The organism is Ferrimonas sediminum, from assembly GCF_900100175.1.
Taxonomy (GTDB): domain Bacteria; phylum Pseudomonadota; class Gammaproteobacteria; order Enterobacterales; family Shewanellaceae; genus Ferrimonas; species Ferrimonas sediminum.
In genome coordinates this window covers 44,408-63,583 of the sequence record NZ_FNEM01000005.1, presented here as the reverse complement: position 1 = coordinate 63,583, position 19,176 = coordinate 44,408, and the positions used below count along the sequence as shown (strand labels likewise).

The following is a 19,176-nucleotide window of genomic DNA, read 5'->3' as shown; positions in this document are numbered from 1 at the left end:
GGCGGCGAGTTCCCTTTACGGCGAAAATATTTCAGTTCTGGGGCGCAGATAACGTTTGACGGAGCAAGACTGGTTTTGTGGCATCTCAACTGCTTTAATCAGACCATCACATATCTGAATCCAAATAAGGGATGAACATGTTTAAGACACTGGTTAAGGTAGCGGGCTCGGCCATTCTGGCTCTGGGACTGGCAGCAGGCGTTCAGGCGGCCGAGATGCATAAAGGTGAAGTGGTTGAGACCATGAACGCCGGTGGCTACACCTATGTCCAGATTAAGGAAGAGGGTAAGCTGGTATGGGCCGCTGCGCCTCAGACTCAGGTTAAAAAGGGCGACACCGTTGAATTTGATGAGCAGATGAACCTGCCCAGCTTCGAGAGCAAGAGCCTGAAACGCACCTTCTCTCCGATCATTTTCGCCGGGAAACTCGCCGTTAAATAAGGTGTTTTCAGGTTAAAAAAGGGACCCCCGGGTCCCTTTTTTGGTTTTGCAATCAGTGCGGGGCTTGTTGACGCTGATCGTGAGTGTAATCCCGGACAATTTGACCAACTCGAATTCGGTAGGAGTGAAACAAAGACTCACGCCCCTGATTTTGAGCCAGTTGATGATCCATCTGACGACGCCAACTGGCTATGGCGGCTTCGCTCTCCCAGAACGACAAACTCAGCAGCTTGCCTTCCTCCACCAGACTTTGAAACCGCTCTATGGAGATGAGGCCGGGTTGCTGCTGCAACAAGGGGCGTAGGGAGTCCGCGAGGTCCAGATACGCCGGCTTGCCCTGCGCTTTGGGGGTAACTTCAAAGATGACGGCCAGCATGGGGTCTCCTGAGCGGGTCAAACGCGATCGGCGCTGTCGAAACGGTGAACAGCGCCGTTGTTGATGAGTGCCCTGGCTATCTTATCCCTGATTAGGGGTCAAAAATGGCGGCCGTTCTCGTAATAGTCCCGTTGGCTCAGCGGCGTAAAGCGAACTCCGATGTCGATGTCGTCGTTGGCCAGTTGAGCGCGAATGGCATCGGTAATTTGAGTGGCTACCTCATCCTGGATTAACTTGTCCCTGGCGAACCACAGCACCTCGACCATGGGGTAACCGTTGGCGTCCATCTCGTCATCGAAGATGAATTCCGTGTGCTGCAGCTCGATGGTGAAATGATCCCGCGGGCACTCGACCAATCTTGCCAAGGTGTCGATGAGGGCGGTGCTCATGTGCATGATGTGTTGGCGTTCCATACCGCTGATTCGAAGATGAGGCATTTTGACTCTCCTGTTTAGTAAAGAAATTTTAGTGCCAATCGACAAGCTTTTCCTCGATGATCTAGACTGGGGCCAGGGGAGGATGGGTTATGTCTTTACGTTATTTACTAATTTTGAGTCTGTTTTTGTCTCCTTTGGCAGTGGCGAAAGGGCCGAAAAATGATCACAAGCCGGTTGATGAGAAGGGAAAATCAACCATGCACCGGCAGCAGCACATTGCCGGGGAAACGACGCCTTTGCCCTATGGCCTGGAGAAAAAACTGGCTCGCGGTGAACCTCTGCCACCGGGGTGGCAGCGCAAGTTAAAGGTGGGCGATACCCTAGATGCCCGCATCATCCAGCGCAGCAGCGTCATTGAGCGAAGCAAGAGCGGTAACTCGGTGACCATCGAGGCGGATGGCGGCCGCCTGCGCATCGATAAACTCAGCGGTGAAGTGCTGGCGATTCTGAACTGATTCAACGCTGCAAGTCCGGATAGTGCCCGCTTTTTAGAGGTGTTGGCGCTGTTGTTTATCAATACAACAACACAATCTAAGCCAATTTTCGTCGCTTAAAAGTCCCATCACTTGAGCACCGCGACGCGCCCTAGTACCGATCTGGCTGCCGGACGCAGTCGGTTGCGACTGCTTGCCTCTCGCTGATCTTTTTATTTCACGTTTTTTATCAACACCTTACATATGGTGAGTTTTGTGTGCGCCAGCTCAATTCTCGCGGAAAAATGTGAGGTGGAAAAGCAACTAAAACGGTGCATTTTATTGATAAGGATCAAGCGAAGTTCCATCTATTTCCTATTAGGTATATCACCCCGTTAATCATCCGGTAACATTCTTATAAAGATTGAAGATTTATCAGATTATTATCTGTTTTTTTTGACTGGGACGACAAGATGGGACGAGCTCCTTTGTGGCGACGAATGAACGGCAAGCCTGCCGATGTGATTCGTATGCCTCATTTGGTTTCTGAAGCGCACTTCACCGATGGTTGCAGCCGCTGCCAAAAGTGTGTCGAGCGCTGCGAAACCGGAGTTATCGTCATCGGTGCCGGAGGCTTTCCCGAACTCGATTTTGATAAGGCGGAGTGCAGTTTTTGTGGCCGGTGTGCCACCGTCTGTCCCGAGCCCCTGTTTCTGCCAGCGGAAGACGCGCCCTGGCCTTACGTGGTCGCACTGTCGGACTCTTGCCTGACCTTCAAGGGCATTGAGTGCCGCAGTTGTGCCGACGCATGCGAAGAAGCCGCCATTGTGTTCAAGCCTGCCATTGGCATCTCTCATCCTATTCTCTCAACGGCTTGCACAGGCTGTGGTGCCTGCCTGTCTCGTTGTCCTAGTCAATCCCTCTCACTAAAACAAGAGCTTAAGGAGCCAAGCCATGACTGAACACATCTGTTCTCTGGTGGTGAACGCGAACCCGGAGGCGCGCTTTCAGGTGGAAGCTGCACTTAACCAGATTGACGGGGTCAGTGTCGAGATCAACGACCCCAGCGGCAAGCTGGTGGTTCTGTTGGAACACCAGGAGCAACAGCCTCAGGTGGAATGCATCGACCACATCAAAGGCTTGGACGGGGTGGGTGCCACCTCATTGATCTATCACCAACGGCTTTCTAACGACTGACCATTACTCGCTTCAAGGAATGGATGATGAAATTAACTCGTCGAGAATTTGTAAAGGCACAGGCCATTGCAGCCGGTGCGGTGGCCGCGGAGCTTTCCGTCCCCGCTTCCGCCAAGGGCATTATTGCGACCCGCAGTGAAGATAAGATTCAGTGGGACAAAGCACCATGCCGCTTCTGTGGTACCGGCTGTTCGGTACTGGTAGGCACCAACCAGGGCAAGGTGGTGGCCGTTCAGGGGGATCCTCAGGCACCGGTTAACCGCGGCCTGACCTGTATCAAGGGCTACTTCCTGCCTAAGATCATGTACGGCAAAGACCGTTTGACCCAGCCAATGCTGCGTAAGAGCAACGGTAAATACGACAAAAATGGTGAGTTCACTCCGGTCTCCTGGGATGAAGCCTTTGACGTAATGGCCGATAAATTCAAGCAGTCGCTGCAGGACAAGGGCCCGACCTCGGTGGGCATGTTCGGCTCCGGACAGTGGACCGTGTGGGAGGGCTATGCCGCCGCCAAGCTGTTCAAGGCCGGCTTCCGCTCCAACAACATTGACCCCAATGCCCGTCACTGTATGGCGTCGGCGGTGGGCGGCTTCATGCGCACCTTTGGTATCGATGAGCCCATGGGCTGTTATGACGATCTGGAGCACGCGGATGCCTTTGTGCTTTGGGGTTCCAACATGGCCGAGATGCACCCGATTCTGTGGTCTCGACTCAGTGCCCGCAAGTTGTCTGCCGAGCACGTAAAAGTGGCGGTGTTGTCCACCTATCAGCATCGCAGTTTTGAGCTGGCGGATAACCCGATTGTGTTTACTCCGCAAACCGACCTGGCGATTCTTAACTTCATTGCCAACTACATCATTCAGAACGACAAAGTGAACCACGACTTTGTCAGCAAACACACCAACTTCCGCAAAGGCACTACCGACATCGGTTATGGCCTGCGCCCCGAGCACCCGCTGGAGCAGGCGGCCAAGAACCCGGGGAAAGGCAGCTCCGAAGCCATCGACTTTGAAGCCTTTAAGGCCTACGTGGCCGATTACGATGTTGACAGTGTCGCCAAGTTGTCCGGGGTGGAGGCCGACAAGCTGATCGCCCTGGCGGAGCTGTACGCCGATCCCAATCGCAAGGTGGTGTCCTACTGGACCATGGGATTCAACCAGCACACCCGTGGCGTGTGGGCCAACAACCTGGTGTACAACATTCACCTGTTGACCGGAAAAATCTCCGAGCCCGGCAATGGTCCGTTTTCTCTGACCGGCCAGCCATCAGCCTGTGGTACTGCCCGCGAAGTGGGTACCTTCGCCCACCGATTGCCTGCGGACATGGTGGTTAAGAACCCTAAACATCGTGCCTACGCCGAGAAGATCTGGAAGTTGCCGGAGGGCACGATTCCGCCCAAGCCCGGCTACCACGCGGTACTGCAGGATCGCATGCTTAAAGATCGTAAGCTCAACGCCTACTGGGTGATGTGCAACAACAACATGCAGGCCGGTCCCAACATTAATGAAGAGCGCCTGCCCGGCTACCGGGATCCGGCCAACTTCGTCGTGACCTCTGATCCCTATCCGACCGTGACTGCCATGGCCTCGGATCTGATTTTGCCAACCGCCATGTGGGTGGAGAAAGAGGGCGCCTACGGCAATGCCGAACGTCGGACCCAGTTCTGGTACCAGCAGGTCCAGGCTCCGGGCGAGGCCAAATCTGACTTGTGGCAACTGGTGGAGTTCTCCAAGCGCTTCAAGATGGAAGAGGTATGGCCCGCCGAACTGCTGGCGAAAGCACCGGAGTATAAGGGCAAAACCCTGTTTGATGTGTTGTTCGCCAACGGCCAGGTCGATCAGTATGGCCTGGATCAGGTACCGGAACAGCGTCTGAACGACGACGCCCGGGCGGCCGGTTTCTATGTGCAGAAAGGGCTGTTTGAAGAGTACGCCATCTTCGGTCGCGGCAAGGCCCACGATCTGGCGGACTTCGACACCTATCACGAGGTGCGAGGCCTGCGTTGGCCTGTGGTCAATGGTCAGGAAACCAAATGGCGCTTTAAAGAGGGCAGTGACCCTTATGTTAAAGCGGGCAGCGATTTCCAGTTCTATGGTAAGCCTGATGGTAAGGCGGTGATCTTTGCCCTGCCGTACGAGCCTGCGGCCGAGTCGCCGGATGAGGAGTTTAACCTGTGGTTGTCCACCGGTCGGGTTCTGGAGCACTGGCATACCGGCACCATGACCCAGCGGGTGCCCGAGCTGTACCGGGCCTTCCCCGATGCGGTGGTGTTTATGCACCCACTGGATGCCAAGGAAAGGGACCTGCGCCGGGGTGACAAGGTAATTGTCAGCTCTCGCCGTGGTGAAGTGGAGACCGTGGTGGAAACCCGAGGTCGCAACAAGCCGCCACAGGGATTGGTGTTCATGCCGTTCTTCGACGCCAGCACCCTGGTCAATAAGTTGACCCTGGATGCCACTGATCCGCTGTCCAAAGAGACCGATTATAAAAAGTGCGCCGTCAAAGTGCGTAAAGCCTGATTGTGATGGGCCCGGCTGGGCCCTTATCTGAAGAGTTGGAGAACACCATGAAACTGCGATTTGCCGTACTGGGCGCACTGGTGCTGCCGCTGCTGGCCACCGCTGTCGAAGAACCACAATTTGGGATGCGCGACGATGTGCCGCTGGAACAAACCAATAAGGCTCCCGAGCTGAAAAAAATCCGCAAGGAGATGGACCGGCAGCCACTGAACTACGTGAATCAGCCGCCACTGATTCCCCATAAGGTTCAGGGTTATCAGATCTCTCAATCCACCAACCGCTGCCTGCAGTGCCACGATGTAGAGAACTACCTGACTACCGGTGCGCCGCGAGTCAGCCCGACCCACTTCACCGACCGTGATGGTGTGGTACAGCCTCATGTGGCGCCCCGGCGTTACCTGTGTCTGCAGTGCCACGTGACCCAGGCGGACGTTAACCCGCCGGTGGCGAATACCTTCGAGGGCATGGGCCAATTTGCCAAGGGGAAGGAGTAGGGCATGAAACTACCTAGCTTTATAACCGGGCTGTGGGGCTGGCTGCGCCGGCCCAGCGGCAGGGCCTTAGGCAGCTTGCTGCTGGTGGGCTTTGTCGGTGGCATTTTGTTCTGGGGCGCGTTTAACACCGGCATGGAGATGACTAACCAGGAGCAGTTCTGCATCGGTTGTCACGAGATGCAGGTGAACGTCTACGAGGAGTATGTCACTACAGTGCACTACAACAACCGCAGTGGCGTGCGTGCCACCTGCCCGGATTGCCATGTTCCTAAGGACTGGACCCATAAGATGGTGCGCAAAATCCAGGCTTCGAAAGAGTTATGGGGTAAGGCGATAGGGATCGTCGATACGCCGAAGAAATTCAGTGATCACCGTTTGGTGATGGCCGAGCGGGAGTGGGCGCGGATGCGTAAAACCGACTCTCAGGAGTGCCGTAACTGTCACAACTTCGAGTATATGGACTTCACCGAGCAGAAAAGTGTCGCCGGTCGAATGCATGCCTCTGCCAGCGAGCTGGGGAAAACCTGCATCGACTGCCATAAGGGAATCGCACACCGACTGCCGGAAGATTATGAAGGCAATGATGCGATCTCTCAGGCACTGCAGGTGATGCCTCAGGGCGCCAGTCACCGATAACCTCAGCCAGGCAGGTACACAAAAGGGGAAACGCTGAGCGTTTCCCCTTTTTCAGTGTGACGCAGTGGTTCAGCTGGCCTGTTTTAGGTGGCCGGCAATCTCTCGTAAGTCGTTGATGAAGGTGTCCACGGGCTGACCGCCGTTAATGGCGTACTGGTCATTAATGATGAAGGCCGGTACCGACGTGATGCCCATACGTACGTATTTCTGTTGTTGCTTACGAACCTGTTCGCTGAACTCCTCTGTAGCAAGAATCGTCTGGGCCGTATCTTTGTCCAGGCCCGCCTGAATGGCGCACTGAAGCAGGGAGTCCGGATCATCCGGGTTGCCACCGTCGGTAAAGTAGAGGTTGAACAGGGCCAGCTTCAGCTCGGTCTGCCTGTTCTGACTTTCGGCCCAATGCAGCAGTCGGTGGGCTTTAAAAGTGTTGAAGGTGTTGGGTTGGCGATCGAGACGCATATCGAAGCCAAGATTACCGGCACGCTTGGTGATCACCAGTTGATTCTGACCGATTTGAGCGTCGGTGTAGCCGTATTTGGTTTTCAGATTGTCGGTTTTGGGTTGGCCTTCTGGGCCAAGGTGCGGGTTGATCTCAAAAGGCTGCCAGTGAAGCTCGGCGTCAAGTTCGCCCTCAAGCTGAGTCAGTGCCTGTTGCAGGGCCTGGTAACCAATAATGCACCAGGGGCAAGTAACATCGGAAACGATATCGATACGAAGTTGGGTCATGTCCATCACCAAATCATGTTCGAAGCTCCACACTACTGAGTAACCTTCGAGGGGTCAATCAGTGACCAGCGCTTATCAAAGCATAAAAAACAGCAATTGCTGGTAGGATCACTGTGGCTTGAAAAAGTGTCGAGCCGATCGATTCTTTGAACCTGGTCACGTGATCGGGATCACTGCGAGTAAAGGGCTTTTCCCAATGAGGCAAAGTAGTCCTGGAGCCGGCAGTGAATCTGGTGCCGGTGCTGTGGGGAGGGATAGGCGCCGGCGGTGGCCATCTTGCCGGCCTGGGTGCCACTGACCAGATAGTGGTTTTGAATCTGCGGGTGGGCTTGAATGCAGGCTTCAAAGGCTCTGGCCATCAGTTCGGTGGGCAGGCTGAAGTAGCGCCGGCCCAGTTGTTCATCCAGCGCCAGGGCGCGCTCGACAAAGTCTCCGTGGTCATCGTTGTTCGGTGCGAACACCTCATTGAACAGTGACGACAGCGCCCGGTTCAGCGGATGCGACAGCATCGGCACGTTCAGCAACCACAGATGGCTGGCAAAGGCGACCTCCCGGTCCGCTCCTCTGGCAAAGGCTTTGTCAGCCACATGATGGTCAAAGGCATGCCAGAATTCATGGGCCAGCGCGCCAGCACCGGCATTCTTGGCCAGCGCCAGAGTGCGATCGCCCGGGGCGTAGTGGGCCTGACTGTGGCGATGGCCACCGCTGCCGAAAGCCAGTTTAAGCTGGCCGCGCAGGCCGATCACCGTCGGTGGAACATTGAGGATGTAGGCCAGATCCGCCATGGCATCGAACACCAGGTTGGCCGCCAGTTGCTGTTCCTGTTTATTGACCCAGCGGCCCAACCTGACCCCGGCCAGGCCAAACTGATCACGAATGTCGGCGAAGGAGACATCGTCACCAAAGCGGTAATCCGGGCCTCGGCGGTAATAGCTGCGGGACAGGGCAGTAGAGGGGAGTGGGCGATTCATACCGGATCTATACCCCATAGAAACGGCATTCTCAAGGGCAGTCAGTGCACTATGCCGGCGCAATGACGACCCTCCGACGCAGCTTAAATTATCTAATATTTTGTTTTATATATCGTTTCCAATGTTGGCACGGTGTTGGCTTAGTGTGTGTTTTGGCTGGCTGAAGGAAAGCGTCATGAAGTATTACTCTCGAAGGGTGGTAAAGCCGGAAGACCTGAATCCGGCGCAGCGGTTATTTGGTGGGCGACTGCTGGCCTGGATAGATGAGGAGGCCGGCATCTTTGCCAGTTGCCAGATGAGCAGTCGCCGTTTGGTGACCAAGTGTATCTCGGAGATCAACTTTGTCTCTCCCGGTGAGTTGGGGGACATCATTGAGTTCGGTTTGGAATTGGCGGATCAGGGACGTACCTCGGTGACTGTGCGGTGCCAGGTACGCAATAAACTGACCGCCCGGGTGATCGTCAGCATCGACAAGATGGTGTTTGTGAATCTCAATGAGCAAGGGCGACCGGCCCCCCATGGCCTGGCCCAGGCTGGCTAGGCCATGGCCTGAATCATGCAGCTGGCGGTGGCGTGGGCATAGACCTTGCCATCCCGGTCGGTCAGTGTGCCCTCGCTGATCCCCAGCGAGCGGGACAGGTTGATCACCTTGCCTTCAGCGATCAGGGTGACGCCTCGCGGTACCGGGCGAACCATTTTGACATTGAGATCGACGGTGCCATAACCGACCCCGGCACTCAGCAGGGTGTGTACCGCACAGCCGGTAACGGAATCCATCACCGTGGCGGTAAAGCCGCCGTGTACGCCGCCCAAGGGGTTCAGGTGGCGATCGTCCGCCTGCACCTCGAATCGAACTTTGCCCGCTTCGGCCCCGGTGGCCACCATGGGAATGGTGTGGCTGATGGACGGCGCAGGCAGCTGGCCGTCAATCATCGCTTGCATCAACTGCAGTCCGGTGAGGTTCATGGGGTTCATCCTAAACTCCTTGGCTGATGTAGGGTGTGGTTAGGGTTGCAGGGTAAATCCGGTCTCCGGCTGGTAATCGAAGTGCAGGATTTCGGTGACCATGGACAGCGTCAGGGCATCGATATTGGCACAGGGCTGCGGCCAGGGCTTATCGGAACTGGCGGGATAGTGGCTAAGGCGGTCGGCGATGGCATCGGAGTCGATGCGCAGTGCCAGAGGTTGATCCTGTTCTGAGAAATAGTAGTTGGTCACCTGTTCGAGGGAATCAAACTGGTTCAGGTGGATGTGACCATGCTGGCGATCGGAGTCGCACAGCGGCACGGTGTCGGTTTTCTGGGTGCGTTGCCAGTCGCTAAGGCTGACCACTTTAAACAGCGATGGTAGCAAGGGCGTACTCCTTTTGCGGTACTACACCCAAGCTATCAGATCCGACCACTGAATGACATATCTGGCGAAGGGATTCCGCTATCGGGCCTGGGCTACCACCGCTAGGCGGCGGCAAGGATCACCTTCGGCATAACCCGGACTTTGTGGTTGGTATTTAGGCCGGAGAGATGTGCCAGGCCTACCTGACCGTGGTTTACCCCTGCAACAGCGACTGGCAAGGCTGTTTGTAACGGCCCATCAGTGGCCCCAGAGAGCTGGCGGAGGGCAGGCTGGCCAGTTGTGCCTGCTTGGCTGATGCGATCCGGGCACTGGCCTGTTGTTCACCGCTCAACGCGCTGATTCGGCTCTCGGCGGTGGCGGCGGACTGGGCCAGTCGCTCGCCCACGGCTTTCATCTGCGGCGCATTCATGCCAGCGATGGCTTCGGAGGCGATCTGATAGTAGGCGGCGCACTGCACCAGTTGGTCGTGCAGCGCCTGATCCTCCGGGGCCAGTTTGACGGTCGCGGTGGCGCCGTGGTCACCGGCCTGAGGCTGGCTGAGCAGCACAAAGCCGGCAACGCCGATGCCTAGCAATAGGGTACCTAGGATGATGAGTGGGCTTTTCATTGCGTCTTCCCTGAATTCACGTCTGTTTTCTGACACTAATAAACCTTGACCGAAATCGCAAATTCTATTTAATTGTGATGCGGATCGTTGCGGTCTGCGACACACTGATGGTTTTTACGGAGCGGCCCCATGTCACTGCCTTTCTCTCAGTCCTGTGAAAACAACAAAGATCCCATCCTGAAGCGACTTCAGCAGGCATTTTCCGGCGTCAGCCGAGTGCTGGAGATTGGCAGCGGTACCGGTCAGCATGCGGTGTACTTCGCCGAACATCTGCCTCACCTGCACTGGCAACCCAGCGATCAAGGTGAGTACTTGAATGGCCTGGCGCTGCGGTTGGCGGCGGCATCTCTGCCAAATCTGGCCTCGGAGATTGAGCTGGACGTGGAGGGGGACTGGCCGACCCAGCGTTTCGACGCCGCGTTTACCGCCAATACCTGCCACATCATGGCCTGGCCTTTGGTGGAGAAACTGTTTGCCGGTGTTGCTTTGCGTCTGGAGGCTGGCGGGGTTTTCTGCGTCTATGGCCCGTTCAATGAGGGGGGACGGTTCAGCAGCGACAGTAACGCGAGTTTTGATCAGTGGCTGAAGCAGCGGGATCCCGTCAGTGGCATTCGTGATCTGGAGGCGATAGTGGCTCTGGCAGGGCGCCATGGACTGCAGTTGCAATGCAATCACGCCATGCCGGCAAACAACCGCTTGCTGCAATTTATTCAAGCCGGTGGCTAGTCGGATTTAAAGGGGAGTTGGCGATGGTACACCTGCATACGCTGCAGTACGCGCTCTGTCTCCTGACCGACAAAAGACGCGATGGCCTCATCAAACTGTGGATGGAAGACCAGGTGATTGGAGTAGGTTAACGTTGGCTCGAAGCCTCGTCTTAACTTATGTTCTCCTTGAGCCCCTGCATCGAATCGGCACAATCCATGGTCGATGCAGTAATCGATGCCCTGATAATAGCACAGTTCAAAATGCAGCCCGTCGATGGCTTCTGTGCACCCCCAATAACGGCCATAGAGGCACTCCTTGTCTTTCAGGTACAGGGCGCCCGCCAGCCAGTGGTCGCCACGCCGGGCCATGATCAGCACCAGGTTCTCGGCCAGCGCCTGCCCCAGTGCTTCGAAAAACGGCTGATTCAGGTAGCCGCCATGGCCGGAGCGTTTGGCATAGGTCAGCTGGTAGAACCGGAAAAACTGCTGCCATAGAGCCGGGGTAATGGCCGCTCCTTCGAATCGCTCTATGGTCAGCGTTGCTCGACAGCGGCGCTCCTTGAGGATCGCCTTACGACGTCGGGCGGTCAGCGTGTCGGTGAACTGTTCGAAACTGGCATAGCCCCGGTTATGCCAGTGGAACTGAATGTCCAGTCGCTGGCGCCACTGCTGCCGGGCCAACGCCTGACTTTCGTCTAGGCGGGGAAACAGCCACTGCATGCCCGATAGCCCCAGCGAGAGACCATGGTGATGCAATGACGGGGTGATGGCGGCAAGCAGCGACTCACTCTGAATTCCCGGTGCCACCCTAAGCCTGGGGCCGGTAACCGGGGTAAAGGGGATGGCACTGATCCATTTCGGGTAGTAGGCCAGGCCATGATGCTGATAGGCGTCGGCCCAGCTCCAGTCGAAGACATACTCCCCATAGGAGTGGCGTTTCAGATACCCCGGCGCCAGGGCCGCAATCTGCCCCTGACGGCGAACGCACAGGTGGTAGGGGGCCCAGCCGGACTGGCCGCCGACACAGCCGCTCCGTTCCAGCGCATTCAGGTAGCCGTAACGGCAAAAGGGCGGAGCGTCGGCAAACAGAAGGTCCCACTGACTGGCTGTCAGTTGATCGATGCGGCTTAGCCACTCGAGTTCAAACGGGGGCGAGGTCGCCATGATCGCATCCAAAGAGCAGAGAGTCAGAGGATGTTATAACAGCAGTGGCAGCAGAAAAGCCAATGGGGTAAGGAGAGTCGCACGCCCCCCGGACGGGGGGGCGTGCGTTGCGTTGGCGGTTAGCCCAGCTCGGCTTTGCGCTCCGCTTCGCGGCAGGCCGCGGCGGTGAAGATAACATCGGTGGAGCTGTTCAGGGCGGTTTCAGCGGAGTCCTGAATCACGCCGATGATAAAGCCGACGGCCACCACCTGCATGGCGATGTCGTTGGAGATACCAAACAGGCTGCATGCCAACGGGATCAGCAGCAGTGAGCCGCCGGCCACACCAGATGCGCCGCAGGCGGAAACCGCGGCGACCACACTCAGCAACAGGGCGGTGGCCATGTCCACCTGCACACCCATGGTGTGTACTGCCGCCAGGGTCAGCACGGTGATGGTAATGGCGGCGCCACCCATATTGATGGTGGCCCCGAGAGGGATGGAGACGGAGTAGGTGTCTTCGTGCAGATCCAGCTTCTTACACAGGTTCAGGTTTACCGGAACGTTGGCGGCAGAGCTGCGGGTAAAGAAGGCGGTCACGCCACTCTCTCGCAGGCACTGGAACACCAGCGGGTAAGGGTTCTGGTGGGTTTTTACGAATACGATGATGGGGTTGATCACCAGGGCGATGATCGCCATCGCACCCAGCAATACCGCCAGCAGTTGGGTGTAACCCGCCAGGGCGTCGAAACCGGTCTCGGCGATGGTCTTGGAGACCAGACCAAAGATGCCGATGGGGGCAAAACGAATGACCACCCGTACGATGCTGGTGATCCCTTCGGAGATGTCGTGGAACACCTTCTTGGTGGCATCGGACGCTTTATGCAGTGACAGGCCCAGGGCGATGCCCCATGCCAGAATACCAATGAAGTTACCGGTCATCAGGGCATTGACCGGGTTGTCGACCACCTTGAACAGCAGGGTGCTCATCACTTCGGCGATCCCTTCCGGCGGTGCCAGTGTGGCTTCATTGGTCACCAGTACCAGAGTGGTCGGGAACATAAAGCTCAGTACCACGGCGGTCATGGCTGCAGCCAGGGTACCAAACAGGTACAGCACCACGATGGGTTTCATGTTGGTGTGTTCGCCCCGCTTCTGATTGGCGATGGACGCCGCGACCAGAATGAATACCAGGATCGGAGCGACCGCTTTCAAGGCCGAAACGAACAGGCTGCCAAGAAAGCCGATGGACAGGGCGGATTCAGGTGCCACCACAGCGAGGGCGATACCGGCGAGGATACCGACCAGAATCTGGAGTACCAGACTGCCGCTGGCCAGTTTTGCGATGATTGATTGCTTCTTTTTCATGATTTGCCTAATGCATTTTTTTATAGTCGATGGCTGCGCCATCATTGCTTGGGTTTTTAACAATTTTGTTAGTGATTTGTCTACTGGAAACTGGATTTAGATTGATCTTTGTCTGTTTATTTACAGCTAACCGAAACTGAAACAATCATTGCTTATGGCAACATCTCAATAATCGATGCCATAGGTCGGATGAGTTCGCCGCGGATGCACTATACAGCGGCATTTCACTGCTGTGGCGATCGCAGTAAGTGAAATCAAAAGGAGAAACAATGTGCTGCAAAATTTGCTAACGAACCTGCCACAAAACTTAACAAATGAGCTGTTTGAAACTTTGGTCGATGCCAAATCGGTAAAAATCGAAAGAATCTTATCAAAAGGGCAGCAGACGCCCGCGGGGAAATGGTATGACCAGGATCAGCATGAATGGGTGTTGGTGGTGGCCGGCGGGGCCAAGATAGTGTTTGAGGATGGCAGCAGGGTCGTGATGGGGCCGGGAGACCATTTGCTGCTCGAAGCACACCGCAAACACCGGGTCAGTTGGACTGACCCGGATCAGACCACGGTCTGGTTGGCGGTGCATTGGACAGAGTGCCAGACCGGTTAATAGCCGATGGTGTAGCGGCAGCAACTGTGTTGGCGCAGTTTGGCTTCGTTGACGACTGCCACGGCCAGATCCTCGACGGATACATTGGCGGGCGCATCGCCTTTCATCAGCAGGTTGTCGCCGCCAACGCGGAAAGTGCCGGTTCGCTCGCCGGGTGCCAGCAATGCCGGAGGTGATACAAAGCTCCAGTTAAGATCGCTGCGTTGCTGCAGTTGGGTCAGTATGTCGCGGGCGGCCCGGGCGCCTTGCAGGTACTCCTTTGGGAAGCCGTCTGTGTCTACCAGTTGCACGCCCGGGGCCACGAACAGGCTGCCGGCTCCGCCGACCATCTGCAGACGCACATCGCTTAAGGTGGCGGCTTCGACAATGGCGTTGGCGCCGGAGATAAAGTCTTGGTACAGGTTGGGGTTGTTCCAGCCGGCGTTAAAGGCGCTGAGGATCTCGTCGTGGCCAGCCATTGCGGCGGCAGTCGCCTGGACATCCAGCACATCGCCGCTGATTTCGGTCAGGGCCGAGTGGGGCGTTAACTTACCGGCCTGGCGAACCAGGGCGGTGACCTGATGGCCCTGAGCCAGGGCTTCCTTAACCAGAGCCTGGCCGACAAAGCCGGTGGCGCCAATGATAAACAGCTTCATAGTGGTTCTCCTAGAGGGACTGATTTCGTTGATTGATAAGATAACTCTCGAGAGTTTTGTTGATTAGCCCCCAATATCCACTTACTTTATTAAGCTCAGCTATATAATTGGCGGGACGATGCACACATCGATTCATCTACTGAAAGCCATGGCCATTTTTGTTCGGGTTATTGAGGAGGGGGCCATGCGCCGTGCCGCCCAGTCTCTGGGGATGACGCCGGCGGCGGTCAGCCAGCAGATTCGGCATCTGGAAACTCAACTGGATACCCGCCTGCTGCATCGCTCTACCCGCAAACTCAGCCTTACCGAGGCTGGACAGGCGTACTTCCATCACTGTCAGCAGATGGTGCAATCGGCCCAGGAAGCGGAACAGGCGCTGGCGGCGGTGCGGTATCAGTTGGCCGGTGAGGTTCGAATGACAGCGCCGGTGGGACTGGCGGCCAGACAGTTGCCCATGGCACTGGCGCCCCTGCTGGCCCAGCATCCGAAACTGACTCTGACCCTGCTGGCCTCCGATGAGTGTTTGAATATGGTGGAGAATCGTCTCGATATTGCGTTTCGGGCCGGACCGCTGGAGGACTCGACCCTGGTGGCCACACCGGTGTGTGAATTTCCGTCCCGGCTTTGTGCATCGCCTTCCTATCTGGAGTCGCACGGTACGCCGGAGACACCGGAGGCGTTGGAGCAGCACGCGTTTCTGGTGCAAAGTCAGACTCACCGTGACGGTCGTCTGCAACTGGTGCATTCGACGCTGGGGCAACGGCGGGTGAGGATTACCCCAAAAATTCAGACCAATAACCTGCAGGTGGTACACCGGTTTGCCTGCCAGGGGCTCGGGCTGGCAGTGTTGCCTGACCACGAAGCCAGTAATGCACTGGAGCGGGGGGAGTTGCTGCCGGTGCTGCCGGGGTGGCAGTTATCCGGGTTGCCGTTTTTCATGGTGACGCCCGATCGTCATCGAACTGAAAAGGTGGAGGCGGTGATCGCGGCAGTGAAGCGCTATTTTCTCGCGTCCACCGGTGCTCGGGAACCCGAGTAGGAACTCAGGGTCAAAAATCAGGTTAACGCAGGAGACGATGTTTATGATCAGTCGATTGAAATCACTGTTTACTGACCAGCCAGGCAGTGCCGAGGCGCTGAACGTGGAGCTGGCCAGTACTGCCTTGTTGCTGGAGGTGGCCCGGGCAGATTCTCACATCAGCCATGAAGAGAAAGAGGCGGTGTGGCACCTGATAAAGGGGTTGCACCAGTTGTCGGATCGGGAAGCCAGGGAGTTGATTGAGGAAGCGCTGGTGCAGACCGAGCAGGCCAACTCCATCCATAACTTTACCAATGTGGTGAAGAAAAACCTCAAGTTGAAGCAGAAACTGCAACTGGTTGAAGGGCTGTGGCGGGTGGCGTATGAAGACAATACCCTCGAGCCCCATGAAGAGGCGATGATTCGCAAGGTGTCGGAGCTGCTGTACTTGCGCCATAGCGAGTTTATTCAGACCAAACTGGCGGTCACCGGCGAGCGTTGATGCTTCCGGACAACAGCATGTAATGCGGCAACAGCAGGTGCCTGCGTGTGCGGGTCTTCCCTTGAGTCCTCGGAGCGTCTCCCCCATAATGCGCGCCTTATTGATGAGGGCAGCATGAACAGCGATAGCATACTTTTTGACGGCCGTGATGACTGGGGCCAGGTTCAGGTGATTGAGCAGGGATCACAGCGACTGCTGTGTTTCGGACCGTCTGACGAGCAGAGCCGCATCATTACCAAGCAGCCCTGGGTGCTGCAGCATGAGTACACCCGGGCAATGCTGCTGGGGCTGCTGTTCGTTCAGCCTAAGCGGGCTCTGGTGCTCGGAGTCGGCGGAGGTTGCCTGATCTCGGCGCTGGTGCATGCGGTCAAGGGGATCAAGATAACCGGCGTCGAGTTGCGCCCCCTGGTGACAGAGATGGCGCGAACCCATTTTCGCATGCCGCAAAGTAAACGCATCGATATTGTTCACCAGGAAGCCGGCGCCTTTCTGGCCGCCGGTGAGCACAAGAAAGTGGATCTGTTGTTTGCCGATCTTTATGGCGCCGATGCGGTGGATGACGTGCAGCTGCAGCCCCGTTTTATCGATGATGCCGCCGCTCTGCTCAAAGAGCAGGGCATGTTGGTGCTGAACTGCTGGGAGGAACATCGCTACCATGATGGCCTTAAAACCGCGCTGGCGGCCCACTTCCCTCATTGTCACAGCTGCCCGACCGCAGACGGCAACCTGGTGATTCTGGCGGGGCGTACCTCCCAGACTCTCTCCCTGGCCCAACTGAGAGAAAAAGCCCAGCAACTCGCTCCCAAGCTGGGTTACCCCCTGGCCGACAGCCTGGGTCGGCTTGAGCCCTGGGACTGATACTCGCACTGACCTGCAGACCGCGTTGATTGACCCGTGTTTTTGGTCTAGAACTAGTTGGCTCGCCGACGGATTTGGCGAGCTCCACTGAGGTTCAATCAATACGGACAGGAGGTCTGTTATGCAAGCCAAATGGTGGTACGTTAACCCCAATCTGATCGATGGCTACGGTTCGCTTCTTCCCCCCTCAACGCCCATGGCTGACGGAAATCAGCGTTATTTCCGTGACGCCAACAAGCTGCGTCTGACCGTCGAGGGCGCCTGGGTCAGGGACGATAAGGATGGCTGGCCTAAGGGCAGCAATGATCTGGTGATCGCCAGTCGCTTCCGCATCGGCAAAAAGCCCCCCATCACCAAGCTTCATCTCTACAGGCCGGATGTGCCGGAGAAAACCTGGGAGCCGGTGGCGTTTCACCCTGAGATCTTTGCCACCAATGACTTCCGTGAGTCCGATGGTGAGATCGCCCTGCAACTGAACATCTACGACGAAGATGGCCTGCGGGATGACGCCCAGCAACAGCTCAATCAGGCCCTGGATGGTTCAACCAGCGCCTTTGCCCTGGCGTTTCCGGTGTTTGCCCCCTACGCCAGCCTCACCGCCGGAGTCGGCAGGGCGATGGCGGCACTGGTCGACAAACTGGATGAGCACGATGAACTGATCAAGGGCAAGATTCGGTTGTCGGTGAACAAGCCGGCGAACCAGCCCTTCGATCATCTGCAGCCCGGGCTGCTGGTGTGTTTCGCCTCGAGTGTGGACGCCTCCTCCTTGCTGTTAGGGTCTGATCGCAAGATCTACTATCAGGACCAGGGCACCCACAAGCTCTACCAGGAGAAGAGCTACTGCGTGATCCGCATCGACAGGGACGGCCCCAGTGCGCCTGAGTTTGAGATCAATCAGAGTATGGCTACCCTGCTTACCGAGATAGAGCTGGGTAAGGGCAGCAAGGGGACTCAGGCCCTGGTGCACCTGAGGGAAACCCTGGAGGCCTACACCACCTTTAAGCGGCTCAAGCGCCACAACGAACTTCAGGGCAAGGCCAGTCGCAGTGAGGAGGAGAATCAGTTGCTCGATGAGCTCAAATCCGATCCCAAGCTGGCTCCCTACATCGGCAGTTAGCGCCGGATTTCACTGATCCAGAGGGCGCCGACCGGCGCCCTTTTTTGCCCTCGATGAGGGTGTTACTCTGGAGTCAGGCTTGGATCTAAGGCGGACGAGATGACACCAAACTATTCCATCATTAAGCAGATAACCCTGGGCTGGCTGGCCTTCTGCTACCTCATCTCTCTGGTGCTTATTCCCATTTTTCCCTTTGTGACCGTGGGGTTCAGCCTGCCCATCGCCCTGATGATCATCCTCATAAGCCCCATCCTCTTTGTCGTTCAGGGGGGACTCATCGGTGCCATGGTGTGGCTGGGATTAACCATGCTGGGCTTCCTGGCGGGGGTTATGGGAAAGCGAGAGACCTTTAATCGATCATTGGGCCTGAGCTGAATGGTAGGGCTGGGGCAAGCTACAGGCGGCGGTTGCGCTCTATATCTGCAAGGAAGCCGACCTCTTTCAGATAGACGAGTTTTATTCTGTCGCACTTGGCGACAAGCTCATTGGCCATCTTCAGGGTATCTATGATCTTACGCATGTTGTTTCTGCCAGATTTGTAGTCTTGGTATTTATCCTCGTCATAACAGTAATCGGCCAGCTTCTTCCAAAGGTCACGGGATTTTTTCAGGCCTTTGGACACCTGCAAACTCCTTTGGCGAAGCTTTGCGAAGGTGTCTGCCTGTGAAAACAGATCTTGCCGATATTGTTCAATAACCGGCGTCATTTTTTCGGGATTGTCTCGCCAGGCTCGGGTTAATTGCTGCCCAGAGAAGTTGTCTGATAGAAACTCAAACTTTCGGTGGTACTCCAGGCTTTGGTTGAAGTCAGTAGAGAGGTTGTTGTACCGCTGTTCGTACTTCTTATAGAGTTCGGTGCCGGTTTTCCAGTTTTTGTCAGTGCAGTAAACACCCCCCCAGGAAGGGAAGGTGAAAATAACCGTCATCAAGGCCATTATGCCCAGTGAGCTTCCTCTCATACTCAAATACCTTCCCGATGTTTTATCCCTATTCTACGGCAAAGCTCAGCGGCTTTTACCGCAGTAGATCAACCTCTGCTTCATAGGGACTCGGCCCA

Annotated in this window: 26 protein-coding genes; 15 read left to right on the top strand and 11 right to left on the bottom strand. The window is 56.5% G+C overall.

Annotation, left to right across the window (positions count from 1 at the left end; all coding sequences use genetic code 11):
• Nucleotides 1-137 precede the first annotated feature (137 nt).
• Complete coding sequence (locus BLT77_RS08100; RefSeq protein ID WP_090364566.1) at nt 138-440, top strand: NrfJ; 303 nt, start codon at nt 138-140, stop codon at nt 438-440.
• 52 nt (nt 441-492) lie between these two features.
• Here BLT77_RS08100 and BLT77_RS08095 read toward each other — a convergent pair whose 3' ends face one another.
• On the bottom strand, nt 493-816 hold the full coding sequence (locus BLT77_RS08095) for an antibiotic biosynthesis monooxygenase family protein (protein ID WP_090364563.1): 324 nt from the start codon (nt 814-816) through the stop codon (nt 493-495).
• Nucleotides 817-914: 98 nt separating this feature from the next.
• Nucleotides 915-1,253 carry a DUF1904 family protein gene (locus BLT77_RS08090; protein WP_090364561.1) on the bottom strand — a complete coding sequence of 113 codons (339 nt, stop codon included), beginning with the start codon at nt 1,251-1,253 and terminating at the stop codon, nt 915-917.
• Between the two features lie 89 nt (nt 1,254-1,342).
• Between BLT77_RS08090 and BLT77_RS08085 the strand changes: the two genes are divergently transcribed.
• The 6 genes from BLT77_RS08085 (at nt 1,343) to BLT77_RS08060 (ending at nt 6,512) form a co-directional block, all read left to right on the top strand.
• Nucleotides 1,343-1,708, top strand: coding sequence for a hypothetical protein (locus BLT77_RS08085; protein ID WP_143026585.1), 366 nt, complete (start codon nt 1,343-1,345; stop codon nt 1,706-1,708).
• A gap of 431 nt (nt 1,709-2,139) precedes the next feature.
• Complete coding sequence (gene napF / locus BLT77_RS08080) at nt 2,140-2,628, top strand: ferredoxin-type protein NapF (RefSeq protein ID WP_090364557.1); 489 nt, start codon at nt 2,140-2,142, stop codon at nt 2,626-2,628.
• Nucleotides 2,621-2,863: a chaperone NapD gene (locus BLT77_RS08075; protein WP_090364555.1), complete on the top strand. Its 243-nt coding sequence runs from the start codon at nt 2,621-2,623 to the stop codon at nt 2,861-2,863. Before napF ends, BLT77_RS08075 begins: the two co-directional genes overlap by 8 nt.
• A 26-nt stretch (nt 2,864-2,889) precedes the next feature.
• Nucleotides 2,890-5,382, top strand: a complete 2,493-nt coding sequence (gene napA, locus BLT77_RS08070) for a nitrate reductase catalytic subunit NapA (protein WP_090364553.1) — start codon at nt 2,890-2,892, stop codon at nt 5,380-5,382.
• 47 nt (nt 5,383-5,429) lie between these two features.
• Nucleotides 5,430-5,876 (top strand): nitrate reductase cytochrome c-type subunit, encoded by a 447-nt coding sequence (locus BLT77_RS08065; RefSeq protein WP_090364551.1) that lies wholly within the window; start codon nt 5,430-5,432, stop codon nt 5,874-5,876.
• A 3-nt stretch (nt 5,877-5,879) separates the two neighbouring features.
• Nucleotides 5,880-6,512, top strand: coding sequence for a cytochrome c3 family protein (locus tag BLT77_RS08060; RefSeq protein WP_090364549.1), 633 nt, complete (start codon nt 5,880-5,882; stop codon nt 6,510-6,512).
• 69 nt (nt 6,513-6,581) lie between these two features.
• Here BLT77_RS08060 and BLT77_RS08055 read toward each other — a convergent pair whose 3' ends face one another.
• On the bottom strand, nt 6,582-7,238 hold the full coding sequence (locus BLT77_RS08055) for a DsbA family oxidoreductase (RefSeq protein WP_090364860.1): 657 nt from the start codon (nt 7,236-7,238) through the stop codon (nt 6,582-6,584).
• Between the two features lie 170 nt (nt 7,239-7,408).
• Nucleotides 7,409-8,209 (bottom strand): CLCA_X family protein, encoded by an 801-nt coding sequence (locus tag BLT77_RS08050; RefSeq protein WP_090364547.1) that lies wholly within the window; start codon nt 8,207-8,209, stop codon nt 7,409-7,411.
• Between the two features lie 175 nt (nt 8,210-8,384).
• On the opposite strand from BLT77_RS08050, the gene BLT77_RS08045 reads away from it, so the two are divergent.
• Entirely contained in the window at nt 8,385-8,750 is a 366-nt protein-coding gene (locus tag BLT77_RS08045) for an acyl-CoA thioesterase (RefSeq protein ID WP_090364545.1), read from the top strand.
• On the opposite strand, the gene BLT77_RS08040 is transcribed toward BLT77_RS08045, so the two are convergent.
• From BLT77_RS08040 to BLT77_RS08030, 3 genes are all read right to left on the bottom strand, one after another.
• On the bottom strand, nt 8,747-9,184 hold the full coding sequence (locus BLT77_RS08040) for a PaaI family thioesterase (RefSeq protein WP_090364543.1): 438 nt from the start codon (nt 9,182-9,184) through the stop codon (nt 8,747-8,749). The two genes, BLT77_RS08045 and BLT77_RS08040, sit on opposite strands and share 4 nt — an antisense overlap.
• 30 nt (nt 9,185-9,214) lie before the next feature.
• Nucleotides 9,215-9,562 (bottom strand): DUF952 domain-containing protein, encoded by a 348-nt coding sequence (locus BLT77_RS08035; protein ID WP_090364541.1) that lies wholly within the window; start codon nt 9,560-9,562, stop codon nt 9,215-9,217.
• A 193-nt stretch (nt 9,563-9,755) separates the two neighbouring features.
• Entirely contained in the window at nt 9,756-10,169 is a 414-nt protein-coding gene (locus tag BLT77_RS08030; RefSeq protein ID WP_090364538.1) for a hypothetical protein, read from the bottom strand.
• Between the two features lie 129 nt (nt 10,170-10,298).
• Here BLT77_RS08030 and BLT77_RS08025 point away from each other — a divergent pair, with 129 nt between their 5' ends.
• Nucleotides 10,299-10,895 carry a DUF938 domain-containing protein gene (locus tag BLT77_RS08025; protein WP_090364537.1) on the top strand — a complete coding sequence of 199 codons (597 nt, stop codon included), beginning with the start codon at nt 10,299-10,301 and terminating at the stop codon, nt 10,893-10,895.
• Here BLT77_RS08025 and BLT77_RS08020 read toward each other — a convergent pair.
• Together BLT77_RS08020 and sstT are read right to left on the bottom strand one after the other, a co-directional pair.
• Nucleotides 10,892-12,040 (bottom strand): GNAT family N-acetyltransferase, encoded by a 1,149-nt coding sequence (locus BLT77_RS08020; protein WP_090364535.1) that lies wholly within the window; start codon nt 12,038-12,040, stop codon nt 10,892-10,894. The two genes, BLT77_RS08025 and BLT77_RS08020, sit on opposite strands and share 4 nt — an antisense overlap.
• Before the next feature lie 119 nt (nt 12,041-12,159).
• The gene (gene sstT / locus BLT77_RS08015; RefSeq protein WP_090364533.1) at nt 12,160-13,386 is read right to left on the bottom strand and encodes a serine/threonine transporter SstT; all 1,227 of its coding nucleotides are present in this window, start codon (nt 13,384-13,386) and stop codon (nt 12,160-12,162) included.
• 271 nt (nt 13,387-13,657) lie between these two features.
• Between sstT and BLT77_RS08010 the strand changes: the two genes are divergently transcribed.
• On the top strand, nt 13,658-13,990 hold the full coding sequence (locus BLT77_RS08010) for a cupin domain-containing protein (protein WP_342707527.1): 333 nt from the start codon (nt 13,658-13,660) through the stop codon (nt 13,988-13,990).
• Here BLT77_RS08010 and BLT77_RS08005 read toward each other — a convergent pair.
• A complete protein-coding gene (locus tag BLT77_RS08005) occupies nt 13,987-14,625 on the bottom strand; it encodes an NAD(P)-dependent oxidoreductase (RefSeq protein WP_090364531.1) in 639 nt (212 codons plus the stop codon). The two genes, BLT77_RS08010 and BLT77_RS08005, sit on opposite strands and share 4 nt — an antisense overlap.
• A gap of 118 nt (nt 14,626-14,743) precedes the next feature.
• Here BLT77_RS08005 and BLT77_RS08000 point away from each other — a divergent pair, with 118 nt between their 5' ends.
• The 5 genes from BLT77_RS08000 (at nt 14,744) to BLT77_RS07980 (ending at nt 18,495) form a co-directional block, all read left to right on the top strand.
• A complete protein-coding gene (locus BLT77_RS08000) occupies nt 14,744-15,664 on the top strand; it encodes a LysR family transcriptional regulator (protein WP_090364529.1) in 921 nt (306 codons plus the stop codon).
• A gap of 43 nt (nt 15,665-15,707) precedes the next feature.
• Entirely contained in the window at nt 15,708-16,145 is a 438-nt protein-coding gene (locus BLT77_RS07995; protein ID WP_176819235.1) for a tellurite resistance TerB family protein, read from the top strand.
• A gap of 114 nt (nt 16,146-16,259) precedes the next feature.
• Nucleotides 16,260-17,003, top strand: a complete 744-nt coding sequence (locus tag BLT77_RS07990; protein ID WP_090364525.1) for a spermidine synthase — start codon at nt 16,260-16,262, stop codon at nt 17,001-17,003.
• A 121-nt stretch (nt 17,004-17,124) separates the two neighbouring features.
• A complete protein-coding gene (locus BLT77_RS07985; protein WP_090364522.1) occupies nt 17,125-18,120 on the top strand; it encodes a hypothetical protein in 996 nt (331 codons plus the stop codon).
• 99 nt (nt 18,121-18,219) lie between these two features.
• On the top strand, nt 18,220-18,495 hold the full coding sequence (locus BLT77_RS07980) for a hypothetical protein (protein ID WP_090364520.1): 276 nt from the start codon (nt 18,220-18,222) through the stop codon (nt 18,493-18,495).
• A gap of 19 nt (nt 18,496-18,514) precedes the next feature.
• Here BLT77_RS07980 and BLT77_RS07975 read toward each other — a convergent pair whose 3' ends face one another.
• On the bottom strand, nt 18,515-19,078 hold the full coding sequence (locus BLT77_RS07975) for a hypothetical protein (protein WP_143026584.1): 564 nt from the start codon (nt 19,076-19,078) through the stop codon (nt 18,515-18,517).
• Nucleotides 19,079-19,176: the final 98 nt, after the last annotated feature.